15 protein-coding genes are annotated in these 17,926 nt (G+C 71.5%); 8 read left to right on the top strand and 7 right to left on the bottom strand.

Features of this window, described 5'->3' with window-relative positions; translation table 11 throughout:
- Positions 1 to 6: 6 nt before the first annotated feature.
- The 4 genes from ACGFIS_RS02180 to deoC all read right to left on the bottom strand — a co-directional run bounded on the left by ACGFIS_RS02180 (position 7) and on the right by deoC (position 4,304).
- Positions 7 to 981: a hypothetical protein gene (locus ACGFIS_RS02180; RefSeq protein ID WP_392910552.1), complete on the bottom strand. Its 975-nt coding sequence runs from the start codon at positions 979 to 981 to the stop codon at positions 7 to 9.
- Between the two features lie 82 nt (positions 982 to 1,063).
- Positions 1,064 to 1,933: an aldehyde dehydrogenase family protein gene (locus ACGFIS_RS02175; protein WP_392910555.1), complete on the bottom strand. Its 870-nt coding sequence runs from the start codon at positions 1,931 to 1,933 to the stop codon at positions 1,064 to 1,066.
- Positions 1,926 to 3,371 carry an aldehyde dehydrogenase family protein gene (locus ACGFIS_RS02170; RefSeq protein ID WP_392969087.1) on the bottom strand — a complete coding sequence of 482 codons (1,446 nt, stop codon included), beginning with the start codon at positions 3,369 to 3,371 and terminating at the stop codon, positions 1,926 to 1,928. The genes ACGFIS_RS02175 and ACGFIS_RS02170 overlap by 8 nt, the downstream gene beginning before the upstream one ends.
- 3 nt (positions 3,372 to 3,374) lie before the next feature.
- Positions 3,375 to 4,304: a deoxyribose-phosphate aldolase gene (gene deoC, locus ACGFIS_RS02165; protein WP_392910559.1), complete on the bottom strand. Its 930-nt coding sequence runs from the start codon at positions 4,302 to 4,304 to the stop codon at positions 3,375 to 3,377.
- A gap of 199 nt (positions 4,305 to 4,503) precedes the next feature.
- Between deoC and ACGFIS_RS02160 the strand changes: the two genes are divergently transcribed.
- Genes ACGFIS_RS02160 through ACGFIS_RS02150 form a run of 3 tightly spaced genes read left to right on the top strand, consistent with a single transcriptional unit; the run spans position 4,504 to position 6,835 of the window.
- The gene (locus tag ACGFIS_RS02160) at positions 4,504 to 4,908 is read left to right on the top strand and encodes a GntR family transcriptional regulator (protein WP_392910561.1); all 405 of its coding nucleotides are present in this window, start codon (positions 4,504 to 4,506) and stop codon (positions 4,906 to 4,908) included.
- Positions 4,905 to 5,786, top strand: coding sequence for an ABC transporter ATP-binding protein (locus ACGFIS_RS02155; RefSeq protein ID WP_392910563.1), 882 nt, complete (start codon positions 4,905 to 4,907; stop codon positions 5,784 to 5,786). Before ACGFIS_RS02160 ends, ACGFIS_RS02155 begins: the two co-directional genes overlap by 4 nt.
- A complete protein-coding gene (locus ACGFIS_RS02150) occupies positions 5,783 to 6,835 on the top strand; it encodes an ABC transporter permease (protein WP_392910565.1) in 1,053 nt (350 codons plus the stop codon). The genes ACGFIS_RS02155 and ACGFIS_RS02150 overlap by 4 nt, the downstream gene beginning before the upstream one ends.
- 58 nt (positions 6,836 to 6,893) lie before the next feature.
- On the opposite strand, the gene ACGFIS_RS02145 is transcribed toward ACGFIS_RS02150, so the two are convergent.
- On the bottom strand, positions 6,894 to 7,652 hold the full coding sequence (locus ACGFIS_RS02145) for an IclR family transcriptional regulator (protein ID WP_392910567.1): 759 nt from the start codon (positions 7,650 to 7,652) through the stop codon (positions 6,894 to 6,896).
- A 254-nt stretch (positions 7,653 to 7,906) separates the two neighbouring features.
- On the opposite strand from ACGFIS_RS02145, the gene ACGFIS_RS02140 reads away from it, so the two are divergent.
- Positions 7,907 to 9,868 (top strand): acyl-CoA dehydrogenase family protein, encoded by a 1,962-nt coding sequence (locus ACGFIS_RS02140; protein WP_392910569.1) that lies wholly within the window; start codon positions 7,907 to 7,909, stop codon positions 9,866 to 9,868.
- Between the two features lie 247 nt (positions 9,869 to 10,115).
- Positions 10,116 to 10,952, top strand: a complete 837-nt coding sequence (locus ACGFIS_RS02135; RefSeq protein ID WP_392910571.1) for a class I SAM-dependent methyltransferase — start codon at positions 10,116 to 10,118, stop codon at positions 10,950 to 10,952.
- Positions 10,953 to 11,272: 320 nt separating this feature from the next.
- Here the strand turns inward: ACGFIS_RS02135 and ACGFIS_RS02130 are convergent, their stop codons facing one another.
- Positions 11,273 to 14,254 (bottom strand): ATP-binding protein, encoded by a 2,982-nt coding sequence (locus tag ACGFIS_RS02130; RefSeq protein WP_392910573.1) that lies wholly within the window; start codon positions 14,252 to 14,254, stop codon positions 11,273 to 11,275.
- 147 nt (positions 14,255 to 14,401) lie between these two features.
- Here ACGFIS_RS02130 and ACGFIS_RS02125 point away from each other — a divergent pair, with 147 nt between their 5' ends.
- From ACGFIS_RS02125 to ACGFIS_RS02115, 3 genes are read left to right on the top strand one after another with little or no spacing between them, the layout of a single operon-like run.
- Positions 14,402 to 14,641, top strand: a complete 240-nt coding sequence (locus tag ACGFIS_RS02125) for a hypothetical protein (RefSeq protein WP_358455244.1) — start codon at positions 14,402 to 14,404, stop codon at positions 14,639 to 14,641.
- A complete protein-coding gene (locus ACGFIS_RS02120; protein ID WP_392910576.1) occupies positions 14,638 to 15,027 on the top strand; it encodes a hypothetical protein in 390 nt (129 codons plus the stop codon). Before ACGFIS_RS02125 ends, ACGFIS_RS02120 begins: the two co-directional genes overlap by 4 nt.
- On the top strand, positions 15,024 to 15,434 hold the full coding sequence (locus ACGFIS_RS02115) for a hypothetical protein (protein WP_392910578.1): 411 nt from the start codon (positions 15,024 to 15,026) through the stop codon (positions 15,432 to 15,434). The genes ACGFIS_RS02120 and ACGFIS_RS02115 overlap by 4 nt, the downstream gene beginning before the upstream one ends.
- A gap of 36 nt (positions 15,435 to 15,470) precedes the next feature.
- Here the strand turns inward: ACGFIS_RS02115 and ACGFIS_RS02110 are convergent, their stop codons facing one another.
- Positions 15,471 to 17,867 carry an MMPL family transporter gene (locus ACGFIS_RS02110; protein WP_392969082.1) on the bottom strand — a complete coding sequence of 799 codons (2,397 nt, stop codon included), beginning with the start codon at positions 17,865 to 17,867 and terminating at the stop codon, positions 15,471 to 15,473.
- Positions 17,868 to 17,926 lie beyond the last annotated feature (59 nt).

Genomic DNA, 17,926 nt, shown 5'->3' with positions numbered 1-17,926 from the left:
GGCCCGTCAGCGGCCACGGTCGCCGGTTTCGGTGAGTCCGCTGAGGAACCCGCCGTCGGTCCGGGTCGAGTGCTGGAGCGAACCGGTCTTCGGTTCGACCATGGGCGACGCGGGCGCGGCGGCCGTCTTCGACTCATCCATCGCGCGGCGGGCGGACGTCTTCCGGGCCGCCGTGGACCCGGTCGTCTTCGGTTTGGGCGTCGACGAGATCCCGGACCCGCGCGACGTGCCGGACCTGGCGGCCGCGGTCGTCCGGGACGCCGCCGGCTTGCGGGCCGCGGCCGGCTTCTTCGCGGTCCCGGACGATGTCGACGCCGTGGACGACTTGCGCGCCGTGGTCGGCTTGGCGGAGCCCGCACGGGCCGACGTCGTCGACTTGGAACCGCTCCTCGCCGCCGACGTCTTCCGCGTCGTCCCGGACTTGGACGGCGTGCTCTTCTTCGCGGTGCTCTTCGTCCCGGTCCTCGCGGTGCTCGTCGTCCCGGTGCTCTTCGACGTGCTCTTCGTCCCCGTGCTCTTCGACGTGCTCTTCGTCCCCGTGCTCTTCGACGCGGTGCTCTTCGCCGCGGAGCTCTTGGTTCCCGTCGACCTGGCCGTCGTGGTGATGACCTTCGCGGCGGCGTCCATCGCCTTCGCGGCGTCGCTCATCGCCTTGGTCGCGCTGGTCATCGCCTTGGTCATCGCCGTCATGGCCTTCGCCGACGAGGACGCCTTGGTCGCCACCGACTTCATCTGCGTGGCGGCCGTCTTGGCCTGGCTCGCCGCCTTGGTGACGCGGGTCGCGGCCGTCGACGACGACGTCCGCGCGGACGACGCCGGCTTCTTCGCCGCCGCGGTCCTGGTTCCGGTCGAACGGCTTGCCGTGGTCTTGGACGACGACTTCGCGGCCGGCGTGCGCTTCGCCGCCGGCTTCCTGGCCGTCGTGGACTTGGACTTGTTCGCTGTCGCGTTCTTCGCGTTCTTCGCGGTCTTGGTAGGCACTGATCTCCCCCCAGTGATGATCAGTTACGGGGAGATCTATTCCACAGTTTGTGACCCTCTACACACGTACCGTCATTTCAGATCAGACGCCCACGGGATGCCAGACGGTCTTGGTCTCCAGGAACGCCGTCATCCGGGCGGTTCCGGGCTCGGCGGCCCAGTCGGCGCCGTCCGGGCGCAGGACGCGCTTGAGGTTCCCGGCGGCCTTGCCTTCGAGGTCCGGGACGTCCTCGGGCGCGGCGCCGGCGAGGTCGATGGCGTTGACGTCCATGTGGCTCGCCAGCCACGGCGCGATCTCCGTGCGGTGCCCGGTGAGGATGTTGACCACCCCGCCGGGCAGGTCGGACGTGGCGAGCACCTCGGCCAGCGTGATCGCCGGCAGCGGCGCCGGTTCCGACGCGACGACCACGGCGGTGTTGCCGGACACGATCGCGGGCGCCGCCACCGAGACCAGGCCGAGCAGCGGCGAGTCGGGCGCGACGACGGCGACGACACCGGTCGGTTCGGGCGTGGAGAAGTTGAAGAACGGCCCGGACACGGGATTGGCGGAACCGGCGACGGCGGCGAGCTTGTCGGCCCACCCCGCGTACCACACCCACCGGTCGACGGCCGCGTCCACCTCGGCGGCGGCCTGCGGTTTCGTCAGGCCCGTCCGGCGGAGCTCGTCCACGAACTGGTCGCGGCGCCCCTCCAGCATCTCGGCGACGCGGTAGAGGATCTGGGCGCGGTTGTAGGCGGTGCGGGACGACCAGCCGGGGAACGCCTTGCGCGCGGCTACGACGGCGTCGCGGGCGTCCTTGCGGGACGCCTGGGAGGCGTTGGCGGCGAAGCGGCCCTTGGCGTCGGTGACCACGTACGACCTGCCGGATTCGGATCGGGGGAACGCGCCGCCGATGAACAGCTTGTAGGTCTTGCGGACCGCGAGACGGCCGGTCCCTGCTTTTTCAGCCATTGAGGTACGCCTCCAGACCGTGGCGTCCGCCCTCGCGGCCGAACCCCGATTCCTTGTAGCCGCCGAACGGCGACGCCGGGTCGAACTTGTTGAAGGTGTTGGCCCACACGACCCCGGCGCGCAGCCGCTGCGCCGTCCACAGGATCTGCGAGCCCTTCTCCGTCCAGATCCCGGCCGACAGCCCGTAGGGGGTGTTGTTGGCCTTGGTGACGGCCTCCTCCGGCGTCCGGAACGTCAGCACCGACAGGACCGGCCCGAAGATCTCCTCCCGCGCGATCCGGTGCGACTGGGCGACGCCCGTGAAGATCGTCGGCGCGAACCAGAAGCCCTGCGCGGGGAGGTCGCACGGCGGCGACCAGCGCGTCGCGCCCTCCTGCTCGCCCGCCGCGGAGATCTCCTTGATCTTCGCCAGCTGGGCGGCGGAGTTGATCGCGCCGACATCGGTGTTCTTGTCCAGCGGATCCCCGACCCGCAGCGTCGCCATCCGGGTCTTCAGGCGCTCCAGGACGTCCTCGGCGACCGACTCCTGGACGAGCAGCCGCGATCCCGCGCAGCACACGTGCCCCTGGTTGAAGAAGATCCCGTTCACGATGCCCTCGACGGCCTGGTCGAGTGCGGCGTCGTCGAACACGATGTTGGCGGCCTTGCCGCCGAGTTCGAGCGTCAGCTTCGTGTCCGTGCCGGCCACGGTGCGGGCGATCTGCCGTCCGACCTCGGTGGACCCGGTGAAGGCGATCTTGTCGATCCCCCGGTGCCGGACGAGGGCGCGGCCGGTCTCCCCCGCTCCGGTGATGATGTTGACGACGCCCGGCGGCAGCTCGGCCTGGCGGCAGATGTCGGCGAACAGCAGCGCGGTCAGCGGCGTGGTCTCGGCGGGCTTGAGCACGACGGTGTTGCCGCACGCCAGCGCCGGGGCGATCTTCCAGGCCAGCATGAGCAGCGGGAAGTTCCAGGGGATGACCTGCCCCGCGACGCCCAGCGGCCTGGGGTCGGCGCCGAACCCGGCGTGGCTCAGCTTGTCGGCCCACCCGGCGTAGTAGAAGAACCACGCCGCCACCAGCGGCACGTCCACGTCCCGCGACTCGCGGATCGGCTTGCCGTTGTCGATGGACTCCAGCACCGCCAGTTCCCGCGAGCGCTCCTGGATGATCCGGGCGATCCGGTACAGGTACTTGGCGCGTTCGCGGCCGGGCATCGGCCCCCACACCGTGTCGAACGCCGTCCGCGCGGCCGACACGGCACGGTCGACGTCCGCCTCGTCCGCGCACGCGATGTCGGCCAGCACGCTCTCGTCGGCCGGATTGATCGACTTGAACGGCTCGCCGTGACCGTCGGTGAACTCGCCGTTCACGAACAGCCCGTAGGAGGCGCGGATGTCGACGACCGCCCGCGACTCGGGCGCCGGCGCGTACTCGAAGACCGTGTTCTTGGATGCCATGGGTCAGTCCAACGTGAAGTAGTCGGGGCCGGAGTAGACGCCGGTGGCCATCTTGCGGCGCTGCATCAGCAGATCGTTCAGCACACTGGAGGCGCCCAGCCGGAACCACTCGGGCGTCAGCCAGTCCGGGCCTGCGGTCTCGTTGACCAGCACCAGGTACTTGATCGCGTCCTTGGTCGTCCGGATGCCGCCGGCCGGCTTGACGCCGACCTGCCGTCCGGTGGCCGCGCGGTAGTCGCGGACGGCCTCCAGCATCACCAGCGTCACCGGCGGCGTCGCCGCCGGCGACACCTTCCCCGTCGAGGTCTTGATGAAGTCGGCGCCGGCCCGCATCGCCAGCCAGGACGCCCGCCGGACGTTGTCGTAGGTGGCCAGCTCGCCCGTCTCCAGGATCACCTTCAGATGTGCGGAGCCGCACACGTCCTTGACCGCCGTGATCTCCTCGAAGACCTTGGCGTAGTCACCGGACAGGAACGCGCCCCGGTCGATCACCATGTCGATCTCGGCCGCGCCCGACGCCACCGCCGCCCGGGTGTCGGCGAGCTTCGCCTCCAGCGGCGCCCGCCCGGACGGGAACGACGTCGCCACGCTCGCGACCCCGACCCCCGTCCCCGCCAGGGACCGGACGGCGACGTCCACCAGATCCGAGTACACGCACACCGCGGCCACCCGCGGCACGGACGCGTCCGCCGGATCGGGGTGGGCGGCCTTGGCGCACAGCGCCCGCACCTTCCCCGGCGTGTCCGCGCCCTCCAGGGTGGTCAGATCCACCATCGAGATCGCGAGGTCGATCGCCTCGGCCTTCGCCGTCGTCTTGATGGATCTGGTGGCCAGCCGCGCGGCCCGCTCCTCGGCCCCCACCTGGTCCACGCCCGGCAGGCCGTGCAGGAAGGCGCGCAGCTCGGCGGCGCTGTTCAGAGTCTCCGTTGACACGCCCTAAGCATCGCCGAACTACGCCCCGGGCACAAAACAGACAGTCAACGAAGCGGTGTCGTCGTCCAGCCGGGTGCCGACGAACGTCGCCGCGTAGTCGGGCGCCCCGCCGGGTTCCACGCGGACCGGCCGCCTCTTTTCGTCGTCTCCGTTGACAGCCGCTATAGCCACACATCTAAAGTACTAGCATCCTAGTTAAATGGAGGTGGCGGTGATCGAGTTCCATCTGGACGCCGGGTCGGGTGTGTCGCCGTACATGCAGCTCGTCCGGCAGGTGCGGCATGCGCTGCGGCTCGACCTGCTGCGGGTGGGCGATCAGCTGCCGACGGTCAAGGACGTGGTGGCACAGCTCGCGATCAACCCGAACACCGTGCTCAAGGCGTACCGGGAGCTTGAGCACGAGGGCCTCGTCGCACCGCGCCCCGGCGTCGGGACGTTCGTGACGCGCACGCTGGCGGGCGAATCGCTCGCCGCGCACGGCCCGCTGCGTCAAGACCTGAAGCGCTGGCTGGCCAAGGCGCGGCTGGCCGGGCTGGACGACGAGAGCATCGAGGCGCTGTTCATGACGACCTTTCGGTCCGCCAGTCAGGAGGACATAGCATGACCGCGGCCTTGCAGGCCCAGGGACTGGGCAAGAGATACGGGCAGCGGTGGGCGCTGTCCGACTGCACGCTCGACATTCCGGCGGGACGGGTCGTCGGGCTCGTCGGGCCGAACGGGGCGGGGAAGACGACCCTGCTGAACCTGGCGGTCGGCCAGCTCACACCGTCCTCAGGCAGCATCCAGGTGCTCGGCGGACGCCCGGCGAGCGGGCCGGAGCAACTCGCCAAGGTCGGGTACGTCGCGCAGGACACGCCCACCTACGCCGGGCTGAGCATCGCCGACCACCTCAAGCTCGGCGCGCGGCTCAACCCCCGGTGGGACGACGCACTCGCCCGCGACCGCATCGAGCGGCTCGGGCTCCACCCCGCGCAGCGGGCCGGGAAGCTGTCCGGCGGGCAGCGGGCCCAGCTGGCCCTCACCCTCGGCATCGCCAAGCGGCCCGCGCTGCTGATCCTGGACGAGCCGGTCGCCGCGCTCGATCCGCTGGCCCGCCGCGAGTTCCTGCAGGGCCTGCTGGAGGCCGCCGTCGAGCACTCGCTGAGCGTCGTCCTGTCGTCCCATCTGGTGTCGGACCTGGAACGGACCTGCGACTACCTCATCGTGCTCGTCGACTCGCGCGTCCGGGTGGCCGGGGGCGTCGACGACCTCCTCGCCGCCCACCACCGGCTGACCGGGCCGCGCCGCGACCCGGCGACGCTGCCGTCCGGCCAGGAGGTCGTGTCCGAGAGCCACACCGACCGGCAGAGCACCCTCATCGTCCGGACGGACGACCCGATCCACGACCCCGCGTGGACGGTCGGCCGGATCGGGCTGGAAGACCTCGTCCTGGCCTACATGGCACCGGCCCCGACCCGTCCCGCACTGGAGGCGATCCGATGATCTGGCTGACCTTCCGGCAGTTCCGCGTCCAGGGCGCGGTGGTGTTCGGCGGACTCGCGATCCTCGGCGCCGTCCTGGCGGTCACCGGGCCCGGTCTCTCCGACGACTACGACACCCGACTCGCGGCCTGCACCGCCCTCGGCGACTGCTCGAACTTCAACAGGCGGTTCTTCGTCGACCATGAGGTGTACTTCGGCGCGCTGGTCGCCATCGTGCTGTTCCTCCCGGCGCTCATCGGCATCTTCTGGGGTGCGCCGCTGATCACCCGTGAGCTTGAGAACGGAACGCACCGGCTGGTCTGGAACCAGAGCGTCTCCCGTACCCGGTGGCTGGCCGTCAAGCTCGGCCTCGTCGGCCTGGCCGCCGTGGCCGCCGCCGGGCTCGCCGTGTTCGCCGCGAGCTGGTGGTCCGGTCCTCTGGACAAGGCGCTGGCCGAGCGCACGCCGCGGATGGCGCCGCTGTTGTTCGACGCCCGGGGCATCACCCCGATCGGCTACGCGGCCTTCGCCTTCACGCTCGGGGTCACCGTCGGCGTCCTCGTGCGCCGGCTGCTGCCGACCATGGCGATCACGCTGGTCGTGTTCGTCGCCGTCCAGATCCTGATGCCGCTGTGGGTGCGCCCCCACCTCATCCCGCCGGTGAGCAAGACCGTCGCGATCGCGTCCGAGGGCCTTGAGCAGATGACGCTGAACGCGCCCCCGGACTCCCCTTCCGCGAAGATGCAGGTAGAGATGCAGGCGGAACCCGGGGCTTGGACGCTCTCGAACGAGACGATCGACGCGTCCGGCCGCACCGTCGACGCCATACCCGGTTCCGCGTTGGGCAGAGCGTGTGACCCGCCGGGCCCGGGGCCGGACGGCGAGCCGCCCCCGGGCCCGCCGCAGGCGTGCTTCGACAAGATCGCGCAGCTCGGCTACAAGCAGAAGGTGAGCTACCAGCCCGCCGACCGCTTCTGGCCGCTCCAGTGGGCCGAGACGGGAGTGTTCGCCGTCCTCACCCTCGGCCTGACGGGGCTCTGCTTCCACTGGACGCGCCGCCGCATCTCCTAGCCGCCGCGTCGGGGGTGCGGACCGCCCCGGCGGGAGGCGCTCACCTACGTCATCTCCGTCAGGGGGTGAGGGTGATCGTGCGCTGGATGCGTGCCGCCGTCTCGCGCATGCGGTGCGCCGACCTTTCGACCTTGGGGAGCTTGCCGGGGCGGCAGGAGATGGCGAGCGCGCCGACGACGCCGCCCGTGGCGTCGGTGACCGGGACGGCGGCGCAGGCGGTGCCGAGGGAGTACTCCTCGCGGTCGTACTGCAGGCCGCTCGGGGAGTCGAGGGAGCGGAACAGCCGTCCCGGGTCGGTGATGGTGTTCGGGGTCAGGTCGACGAGCGGGTGCCGGGACAGGTAGTCGCGCCGGTGCTCCTCGTCGAACTGGCTCAGCACGCACTTGCCGATGGCGGTGGCGTGCGCGGCGTCCTCGAAGCCGACCCACACGTCCACCCGGGGTGCGCGCGGGCCGTCGGCGATGTCGATGAGGCGGATCTCGTCGTCCACGTGCATGCTGAAGTAGGTCGCGACGCCCAGCTCGTCCCGCAGCGACGACAGGGTCGGGCGGATCCGGGCGAGGAGATGCTGTGTCCTGCTGAGCCCGTGCAGGGACTCGACCCGCTCGCCCAGCACCCAGGCACCGTCGGACAGGCGCGTCGCATAGCCCTCGTGGGCGAGGGTGCGCAGCAGGTGGTAGGCGGTGGCGAGGGGGAGCCGGGCTTCGCGGGCGAGCTGCTTGGCGGGCGCGCCGCTCGGATGCGACGCGACCACCTCCATGAGTCGCAGCGCACGCTGCACGGAGGCGATGAGAGTGGGCTTGCGTGTCTCATCCATTACGTACAGCGAACCCCTCTGGCCTGGTCCGGACAATGGCCTTTGGTGACGGTTCGGTCCATTGGATCACTTCCGCGGCCGGCCCGGGGAGGGTTTCCCGGTTCGGCCACGGGAAATGGCGATCACATGCATGGGACTACTCAGAAGTACAACCGGAGAGTAACTTCGAGGCAGCGGCACGTCGCATCCGAGGACCCGAGACCAGCGGATCCGAATCGGGGACGTGGGGGGCGTCCCCGCCCGAGGGAGGACGCATGAGCCAGAGCAGCCACGCGCACGTCGACGAGCGGACCGCCCGGAAGGTCGCCGAGGAGGCGCGCGAGACGGAATGGCGGCTGCCGAGCTTCGGCAAGCAGCTCTTCCTCGGCGACTTCCGACTCGACCTGATCCACCCGCATCCGCGCCCCGCCGGGGAGGCCCGGCGCAAGGGCGAGGAGTTCCTCGCGCGGCTCACCGAATTCTGCGCCACCAAGATCGACGCGGCACTCATCGAGCGGGAGTCGCGCATCTCGGACGACGTCATCGAAGGCCTGCGCGACCTCGGCGCGCTCGGCATGAAGATCCCGGAGAAGTACGGCGGGCTCGGGCTCAGCCAGCTGTACTACGGCCGGGCCCTGATGGTCGTCGGGTCGGTCAGCCCCGCCCTCGGCGCGCTGCTGTCGGCGCACCAGTCCATCGGCGTCCCGCAGCCGGTCAAGCTGTTCGGGACGCCGGAGCAGATCGACGAATGGCTGCCGCGCTGCGCCAAGCAGGTCAGCGCGTTTCTGCTCACCGAGCCCGACGTCGGCTCCGACCCGGCCCGGCTGCGCGCCACCGCCGTCCCCGACGGCGACGACTACGTCCTCAACGGCGTCAAGCTGTGGACGACCAACGGCGTCATCGCCGACCTCGTCGTCGTCATGGCGCGCGTCCCGAAGGCGGAGGGGCGCCGAGGCGGCATCTCCGCGTTCGTCGTGGACATGTCCACGCCCGGCATCACCGTGGAGAACCGCAACGCGTTCATGGGGCTGCGCGGCATCGAGAACGGCGTCACGCGGTTCCACGACGTCCGCGTCCCGAAGGCGAACCTCATCGGCAAGGAGGGCGCCGGCCTGAAGGTCGCGCTGACCACGCTCAACACCGGGCGGCTGTCGCTGCCCGCGATCTGCGCGGCGAGCGGCAAATGGGCCGCCAGGATCGCGCGGGAATGGTCGAAGGAGCGGGTGCAGTGGGGCCGGCCCGTCGGCGAGCACGAGGCCGTGTCCCGCAAGATCGCGTTCATCGCGGCGACGGCGTACGCGATGGAGGCCATGCTCGACCTGTCCAGCCAGCTCGCCGACGACGAGCGCAACGACATCCGCATCGAGGCGGCGCTGGCCAAGCTGTGGTCGTCGGAGATGGCGTGCCGGGCCGCCGACGAACTGATCCAGGTCCGCGGCGGCCGCGGCTACGAGACGGCCGAGTCGCTCGCGGCGCGCGGCGAACGCGGGGTGCCCGCCGAGCAGGTCCTCCGCGACCTGCGCATCAACCGGATCTTCGAGGGCTCCACCGAGATCATGCATCTGCTGATCGCCCGCGAGGCGGTGGACGCGCACCTGTCGGTCGCCGGCGACATCATCGACCCGGACGCGTCCACCGGGCAGAAGGCGCGGGCGGCGGCGAAGGCGGGCGGGTTCTACGCGCGGTGGCTGCCGACGCTCGTCACCGGGGCCGGGCAGCGCCCGAAGTCCTACGCCGAGTTCGGGGCGCTGGCCAAGCACCTGCGGTACGTCGAGAGGGCGTCCCGCAAGCTGGCCCGTTCGATCTTCTACGCGGCCGGGCGCTGGCAGGGCGGCCTGGAGCAGCGGCAGGGCTTCCTCGGCCGGATGGTCGACATCGGCGCCGAGCTGTACGCGATGAGCGCGGTGTGCGTCCGCGCGCACGCCGACGCGTCGGCCGACGGCCCGCTCGGCAGCGCCGGCCGGGACGGCGAGGGCCCGGCGACGGCGCCCGGCGCGTCGGCGGTGCTGCTCGCGGACGCGTTCTGCCGGCAGTCGCGCGTCCGCGTCGACGAACTGTTCGACGGCCTGTGGCGCAACACCGACGCGACGGACGTGAAACTCGCGCGGGCCGTCCTCGCGGGCGACTTCGCCTGGGTGGAGGAAGGCGTCCTCGACCCGTCCATTCCGGGGCCGTGGATCGCGCCGTCCGAACCGGGTGCGAGCGAGCGGGAGGACGTCCACCGCACCATCGGCTGACCAGTGAGAACGCGCCGGGGCGGTGGGCCGGACGCCTGCCGCGCCCATGCCGTGCGCCGCGCTGCGCGCATGCCGTGCGGCGCGCGGTGTTCGGGCACTGCCGGGCGCCCGGCGCCCGCGGCTGGGTAGACTGGCCCGATCTTCGCGCCTGAGATCGGACCGTCCCGAGCGGATCAGGTCATCCGGTCCGGCGAACGAGAATCCGAGCGCCAACGCACAGCGCCAACGCACCCAGCGAGCGGGAAGTATGCAGTCACCTGGTCAGAAGAAGTCCATCGCAGGCACCCTCCTCAACCTTGTCGGCAGCCGGCAGAAGCGGCCCGCCGGCCCGGCCGCCGCGCCCGCCGCGGGTGACGACGCGGGCGGGGACGTCGTCCAGCCCGCCGCCGGGGAAGGGGCACTGGAGAACCATCTGGGCGGGGACGAGGCCCGCAACTACCGCAAGTACGAGTACGAGACCGTCGCCCCGCACGTCGGGCGGTCCATGCTGGAGGTCGGCTCGGGTCTCGGGCACTTCTCCGAGCAGTTCGCCGGACGCCTCGACTACCTCGTCGTCAGCGACAACGACCCGTACTGCGTCGGTGAGCTGCGCAAGCGCTACGACGGCGACGGCGACGTCGAGGTCATCGACCTGGCGCTGCCCGCCGAGATCGAGATCCGCCGCAAGGTCGACACGGTCGTGATGATGAACGTCCTGGAGCACATCAAGGACGACGTCCAGGCGCTGCGCGACCTCGCCTCCGTCACCGAGCCCGGCGGACGGATCGTCATCTGGGTGCCCGGCTACATGCAGCTGTACGGGGACTTCGACCGCAAGGTCGGGCACGTCACCCGGTACACCCCGGCGACGCTGGAGGCGTCCGTCCGCGAGGCCGGGCTCGTCCCCGAGGTGCTCAAGCCGATCAACTTCCTCGGCGGGATCGCCTGGTGGTTCGCGGTCCGCCGCGGCGGCGCCGGCTACCCCGACCCGAAGCTCGTCAAGATCTACGACCGGACGGTCGTGCCGCTCACCCGCACCATCGAACGCGTGGTCAAGCCGCCGTTCGGGCAGACGGTGTTCTGCGTCGCCCGCGTCCCCCGCTGACACGGCCGGGTCCCGGGCGGGACGCGGCCGAAGCCGTTGACGAGGCCGTGAGAACGAGGACGCCGACGGGGACGGGTCACGGAACGTGGCCCGTCCCCGTCGCTTTTTTCCTGTCCCCGGCATCGGTATGTCCTCCGGTACGCCGCGGCCCTTCGGCAGGACACTGGGCATTGGCCGGAGCGGTCACGGGCCGCCTCTCCTGGCGGAGAAGCACCGCCTGCTTCCGCGGACCGGGTGCGTGAAGGCCGGCCACGAAGTTCCCGTGTGGTCCGACGGTTCGGGGGCGGGGGTCCTGCGGAGGGGAGATCCCCGCCACCGAATCACATCACGGACGCGGCGCCCCGTCCGTTCCGGGCGGTGTCACGTCCGGCGGTGTCACGTCCGGCGGGTGCGGCGAAGAGCGCCAGGCGGTGCGCGGTCGCGGCGGCCTCGCCCCGGCTCGCCACGTCCAGCTTCCCGAGGATGTTGGAGACGTGCACGCTGGCCGTCTTCGCCGAGATGAACAGCGCCTCGGCGATGTCGCGGTTGCTGCGGCCCTCCGCGACCAGGCGCAGCACCTCGTACTCGCGCGGCGTCAGCCCGAGCGGCGCGGACGTCTCGCCGCCGCGCGGGGTGCGGGTGCGGCGCAGCAGGTCCGCGACGCGCTCGCCGAGCGGGGCGGCGCCGAGGCCGCCCGCCAGCTCCGCCGCCGTCCGCAGCCGGGACGCCGCCGCATCGTGGTCGCCGCACGCCAGCGCGGCCTCCGCAGCGTGGAACAGCGCACGCGCCCGGTAGTACGGGTTGCCTAGCGCCTCCCACGCCGCCGCGGACTCCTCCCAGGCGGCCAGGTCGAGAACGCCTCGGGCGCGGGCCAGTTCGGCGCTGAACGTGAGGCAGTGCGCCCGCTGGAGCGGGCCCTTCACGTCGAGGCCGGCGGCGCGTTCCTCGATCCGCCGCAGGTCGCCCGCGGCGGCGGGGCCGAGCTCCGCGCAGACCGACGCGCCGGTGACCAGCGCCGGCCAGGCGTAGCGGGCGTCGTCGGGCAGGCCCGCGTGGTCGAGGACGGGACGCACCGCGTCCAGGGCCTCCTCGGCGTGTCCTTCGGCGAGTGCCACGTTCGCCTCAAGCCAGAGCGTGGCGAAGTAGTCCTGCGTCTTCAGCCACTTCATCTTGAGGTTCATGATGTCGCGGGACGTGACCAGCCGCTCCTTGGCGGTGTCCAGGTCCCCGCGCGACAGCGCCATCCAGCCGGACAGGACGAGCAGCGACGTGCGGGTCGTGACCGCGGGGTCCTGCTCCATGGCGCGGTTCAGCACGGTGACGGCCTCGTCCCACCGGCCGAGCGAGACGAGCGGCTCGGCCCGGTTGATGGACAGGAACGTGCCCTGGGTGCGGGCCACGCCGTGCTCGCGGGCGAGTTCGATGCCGCGTCCGGCGACGGCGGCGGCTTCCTCGTGCCGGCCGGCGCCCTCCAGGAAATGCGTCTTGATCACGTAGTAGCGGAGCAGGACCCGGTGGTCGCCGCAGCTCTCGGCCGTCCGCCCGACCTCGGTGATTCCGGTCTCGTTCTCGTAGTCGACGTCGGCGCAGAACTGTGTGATCAGCGCCTCCGTCTCGGTGACGGGGTCGCCGAGCGCCCGCGCGACGGCCAGGGACTCGGCCGCGACCTTGCGGGCCTCACCGATGTCGGTGGTGAGGCGGACGTAGTTCCCCAGCGTGGCCAGTGCCCGCGCGCGCAGGGCGGTCGGCGGGTCGGGCGGCAGCAGCGCCACCGCGGCCCGCAGGTCCTCGACGAAGCCCGGGCGCGCCATCTGATTGCGCATGCGGCCGCGCAGCTCCAGCAGTACCGCCGCGCGGGCCGGGTCGAGCGGACCCGCCCCGGCTTCGGCTCCGGCCTCGGCTTCGCGGAGGGCCGCGGTGACGAGCTTGATGCCGCGGTCGAACTCGCCGGCCTCGTCGGCGGCGGACGCGGCCTTCTCCAGGACCGTGACGTGGTCGGCGCCGATGCGTTCCGCCGCGTCCGGAACCCGGTCCCACATTTCGAGGACGCGCGACAGCATCGTCAGGCACTCGGCGTAGGCGAGGGCCTTGCGTGCGTGGGCGGCGGCCCGCCAGGACGCGACCAGCGCCCACGTACTGTCGTGGGCCGCCTGCCAGTGGTGGCTCAGCTCGACCCAGAGCCGCCCGGGCGGGACGAGCGACGGGTCGTCCTCCAGGGCTTCGGCATAGCGCCGGTGCAGCCGCGTGTGCTCGCCCGGCAGCAGGTCGTCGTGGACGGCCTCGCGGATCAGGGCATGCCGGAACGCGTAGCCGTCGCCGTCCACGACCAGCACGTTGGCGGCGACGGCGGGGCGCAGCACCCGGGTCAGGGCGGAGTCTCCGAGCCCGGTGACGGTGGCCAGCAGCGCGTGGTCGATGCGGGTGCCGCCGCCGCTGGCGTCCCGCAGGACGTCCTGCGTCTCCTCGGGGAGCCGCTGCACCCCGGCCAGCAGCAGATCGCGCAGCGACTCGGGAAGCTCGCACGCCATCGTGCCGTCGTCGTCGAGCAGGGCCTCGATGAACAGCGGGTTGCCCTCGCTGCGGGCGGCGACCCGCTCGACGAGGCCCGGCGGGACCTGGCGGTGCTCGTCCCCGAGAATCTCGGCCACGAGCGCGGCCACGTCGGCGCGGGACAGCGGTGCGATCTCCAGCCGCCGGACGCGCTCGACCCGCTCCAGCCCGGCGAGCAGCGGACGCAGCGGATGGGTGCGGTGCAGTTCGTCCGACCGGTACGTGACGACGATCAGCACCGGCGCGACGCCGAGGTTGCGGATCAGGAAGGCCAGCAGGTCGCGGGTGGAGCGGTCGGCCCAGTGGGCGTCCTCGATGACCAGCACGACCGGGCCGCGTTCGGCGAGCCGCTCCAGCAGCGTCAGCATGACCTCGAACAGCCGTGCGCGCTCCTCACCGGAGGCGGCGTCGGACTCCGGCTCCCCGAACTCGGGCAGCAGCCGGGCGAGGCCGCCGGTGTCACCGCGCGGGACGAGCCCGGCGACGCCGTCGATGCCGATGTCGCGGACGAGCCCGCGGAGAACGGTCGTGAACGGCGCGAAGGGCAGGCCGTCGGAGCCGAGCTCAAGGCAGCCGCCGGTGAGGACGGTGGCGTGCCCACCGCCGCTCGCGCCTTCCACGGACCGGGTGAACTCGCGGATCAGGCGGGTCTTGCCGAGCCCGGCGTCACCGCCGAGCAGTACGGCCCCGGGTGCCCCGGCGAGCGCGTCCTCCAGTTCGCCCAACTCGGCCGACCGGCCGACCAGGAGGGCACTCATCACACGTGGGCTCACGTCACAAGCATGCCACCCGGATCGGACATTCCCACCTGAATTTCAGTCCGTGAGACGCCGCCGCGAGCGTCCTGCGCGTGATGATTCCGTGACCTGAACCACAGCGAATACACACTGCGGGGGTCGCGAGTGTGTATTGTGTGGCCCATGGCGAGACTCAACATCACGCTCCCCGATGAGCTTGCCGCCACGCTGCAGGGGCTCGCCGAGGAGAAGAAGATCGCCTCGGTGTCCGGGTTCCTGGCTGACGGGGCGCGGCTCAAGCTGGCCTTCCTGCGGGACGCGTCCACCATCGACGACCTGTTCGGCCCGCCGAGCCCGGACGAGCAGGCCATGGTGGACAGGCTCGTCGAACGTGGCGTCCCGGACCGCCGGGACGTCGCGTGATCACCGGTCACGTCTTCGACGCGACCGCTCTCCTGGACCTCGCCACCGGCAAGACGATCTATGTCCGCGCCCGGCTGCGCGCCTCCATCGCCCAGCACGCCACGATCGTCATCCCCGCGACGTCGCTGGCGCGTGCCTGGCAGCTCGTCCCCGACCACGGCCGCGCCGTCCTCGAACGGCTGCCGGGCATGCAGGTCGTGCACGTGGACGACCTCGACGACGTGATCGCCCAGCAGACCGGGCTGCTCGTCACCACGATCCCCACCCTCGGGATGGACGCGGCGCAGGCCGCCTGGTCCGCGCGCTGGCGGCGCTGGCCGCTGATCACCGCGGAACCCGAGGTGTACGAGAGCGTGCCGGGTGTCAGGGTCGAGCAGATACCGTGACCGACACCGAGCGTCCGGACATCGGGATGCGCGTGCTCGGATTCATCCTGCTCGGCTGCGGCGTCCTGGCCGTCGGCCGGGCCGCGACCGGCATCGGTGACTGGCGTTCGGCGGTGCTGTGGGCCGGCATGGGCGTTCCGCTGCTGCTCGGCGGGCTGCTCTCCAACGGGTGGTTCGCCGACCTGTGCGGAGCCCTCGCATGGACGCTGCCCGCCACCATCCTGTTCGCCGGAGTCGTCCTGCTCGTCGACCCCGACTACGCCACCCGCCTGGACGGCCCCAAGAACCGGATGGACGCCGGCTGGCAGTCCTACGGCCTCGGTGTGCTGTTCCTGTTCCTCGGAGCCGCCGGAGTCGCCGGGTGGGCGTTCGCCGTCAAGAGGGCCCTGACCCGCCGCCGCACCTAGCCCCGCTGCGGGCGCGGACTCGCACCGGGCGGCGGGTCAGTGGGTCAGTTCCAGTTCCAGTTGTTCGCTCGCCGGTTCCGGGGGCGGCGGCGGGGAGGACGGGACGGCGGGGCGGCCCCGGCCCGGCCACCACCAGTTGGCGTGGCCGAGCAGGCTCATCAGCGCCGGGACGAGGACGAGCCGGACGATCGTGGCGTCGACCGCGACGGCGACCGCGAGGCCGAGGGCCATCATCTTGACCATCGGGTCGGGCTGCGGGACGAAGCTGGCGAACACAAAGATCATGATGAGCGCGGCCGAGGTGATGAGCCGGGCGGTGGCCCCGATCCCGATCACGACGGACTCGTGCGGGTCGCCCGTCCGCTCGTACTCCTCCTTGATCCGCGACAGCAGGAACACCTCGTAGTCCATGGACAGCCCGAAGATCAGCGCGAACATGAACAGGGGGATGAACGACATGATCGGGATGGCCTGGTCGAGGCCGAGCAGGTTGATGCCCCAGCCCCACTGGAAGACGGCCGTGACGACGCCGAAGGAGGCGCCGATCGACAGCAGGTTCATCAGCGCCGCCTTCACCGGGACGACGATCGACCGGAAGGCGATGACGAGGAGCAGCAGCGCGACGCCCACGACCGCGACGACGACCGTCAGCATGCGGTCCCCGACCGTCTCGGCCAGGTCGATGATCGCGGGGTTCTCGCCGCCGAGGTAGATCTCCGCGTCCGGATGCGCGTCCCGCACCTCGGGGATCTCCACGCTCCGCAACCGGTGGACGAGATCGGTGGTCGTCTCGGCATGGGGCGCGTCCCGCGGTGTGACCCGCAGGATCGCGGTCGTCCCGGTCACGACGGGTTCGCCGACGAAGACGACGCCGGGCGCCTCGGACAGGGCCCGCCTCAACTCCTGCGCGACGAGGACCGCGCGCTCGTCGGGCTTCTTGCTCGTGTCGGGTGCGCCCTTGGGCCGGGACTGCTCGGTGGGCGACGGGTTCGGTGCGGGGACCGCGGGCCCGGTGAGACCGGCCAGGCCTTGCATCCCGTCGACCGTGGGCACCGCCCGTTTCGGTTTGTCGCGCTTCTCCTCCCCGGGCATCTTCGCGACGACCACGAACGGGCCGTAGTGCCCGGCGCCGAACTCCTCCGCGACGATGTCATAGGCCTGCCGGGTCTCCATCTCCGGCGAGGCCATGCTGTCGGCCATCACACCGAACCGCAGGCTGAGCGTGGGGACGGACAGCGCCAGCAGGACGAGGGCCGCGACGATCGCGTAGGGCCAGGCATGCCGGTCGACATGCCGTCCCCACCTCATCCAGCGCTGCGAACTGCGGTCCGGGCGGACGCGGGGCAGCTTGTACCGGTCGATGCGCTCCCCCAGCGACCCCAGGATGGCGGGCAGCAGGGTCAGCGCGGCGACGACCATGATGGCGACCGCGAGGGCGGTGGTGAGCCCGATCCGCCCGACGAACGCGATCCCGGACAGGAACAGCCCGCAGATCGCGAACACGACGGTGCCGCCGGCGAAGACGACGGCGTGCCCCGAGTGGGCCATGGCGCGTCTGACCGCGGTCTCGACGTCGTCGCCCTCGGCGAGCTGCTGCCGGTAGCGGGTGACGATGAACAGCGCGTAGTCGATTCCGGCGCCGATGCCGAGCATCGCCGCGACCATCGGCGCGGTCGGCGCGATCTGGAACAGCGACGCCAGGAAATGGATCAGCGAGTACGAGACGGCCAGGGCGCAGAGCGACACCAGGATCGGGATGCCCGCCGCGAAGTACGACCCGAACGCCAGCAGCAGCACGCCCATCGCCAGGAAGATCCCGACGCCCTCCTGCGGGCCGCCCTTCGGCTGGTTGAGGATCATCGCGACGATGCCGCCGAACTTCACGTCCAGCCCGGCCATCCGCGCGGGTGCGACGGCCTGGTTCAGCTCGTCGAGGTCGGCCCCGCTGACGTCGCTCATCGTCCCGGTGAAGTTGAGCCGGACGACGACCGCGTCGTCGGACTTCAACCCGCCCATGCCCTGGACGTAGGGGTTCTCGGTGAACGCGACCCGGTCGAGCTTCGAGATGTTGTCGATCGACTCGCCGATGGTGAGCGCGGCGCGCCAGTCGCCCGGGGTGGCCTGGCGGGTCTCGTGGAAGACGACGGTCGCGGTCGGGCCGGTCATCGCCGGGAAGTCCTGGGCGAGCGTGTCGATGGCCCGCTGGGTCTCGGTGCCGGGCAGCGTGCTCTGCTGGCTGAACATGCCGCCGTGCATGAGGCCGAGGACGCCGGCGCCGAGCATCACGACGAACCACAGTTCGAAGACGGCGCGGCGCCGCCGCACGCAGAGCCGCCCGAGCGCCTCCAGGGAACGCGCGATCCTTCCCGGGTCGCCCGACCGTCCCGCCGTCCCGTCGGAGGGGCCCGTACCGCCCTCAGAAAACCGCGCCATGTTCGCAGAAAACACCCATCGCTGCAGTTTTGCAATAGATGCAACTTTGCAGTCATGGT

Origin of the sequence: Spirillospora sp. NPDC048824 (assembly GCF_043198455.1) — a bacterium.
Classification (GTDB): Bacteria; Actinomycetota; Actinomycetes; order Streptosporangiales; family Streptosporangiaceae; genus Spirillospora.
This window is presented reverse-complemented; position numbering and strand designations above follow the sequence as displayed.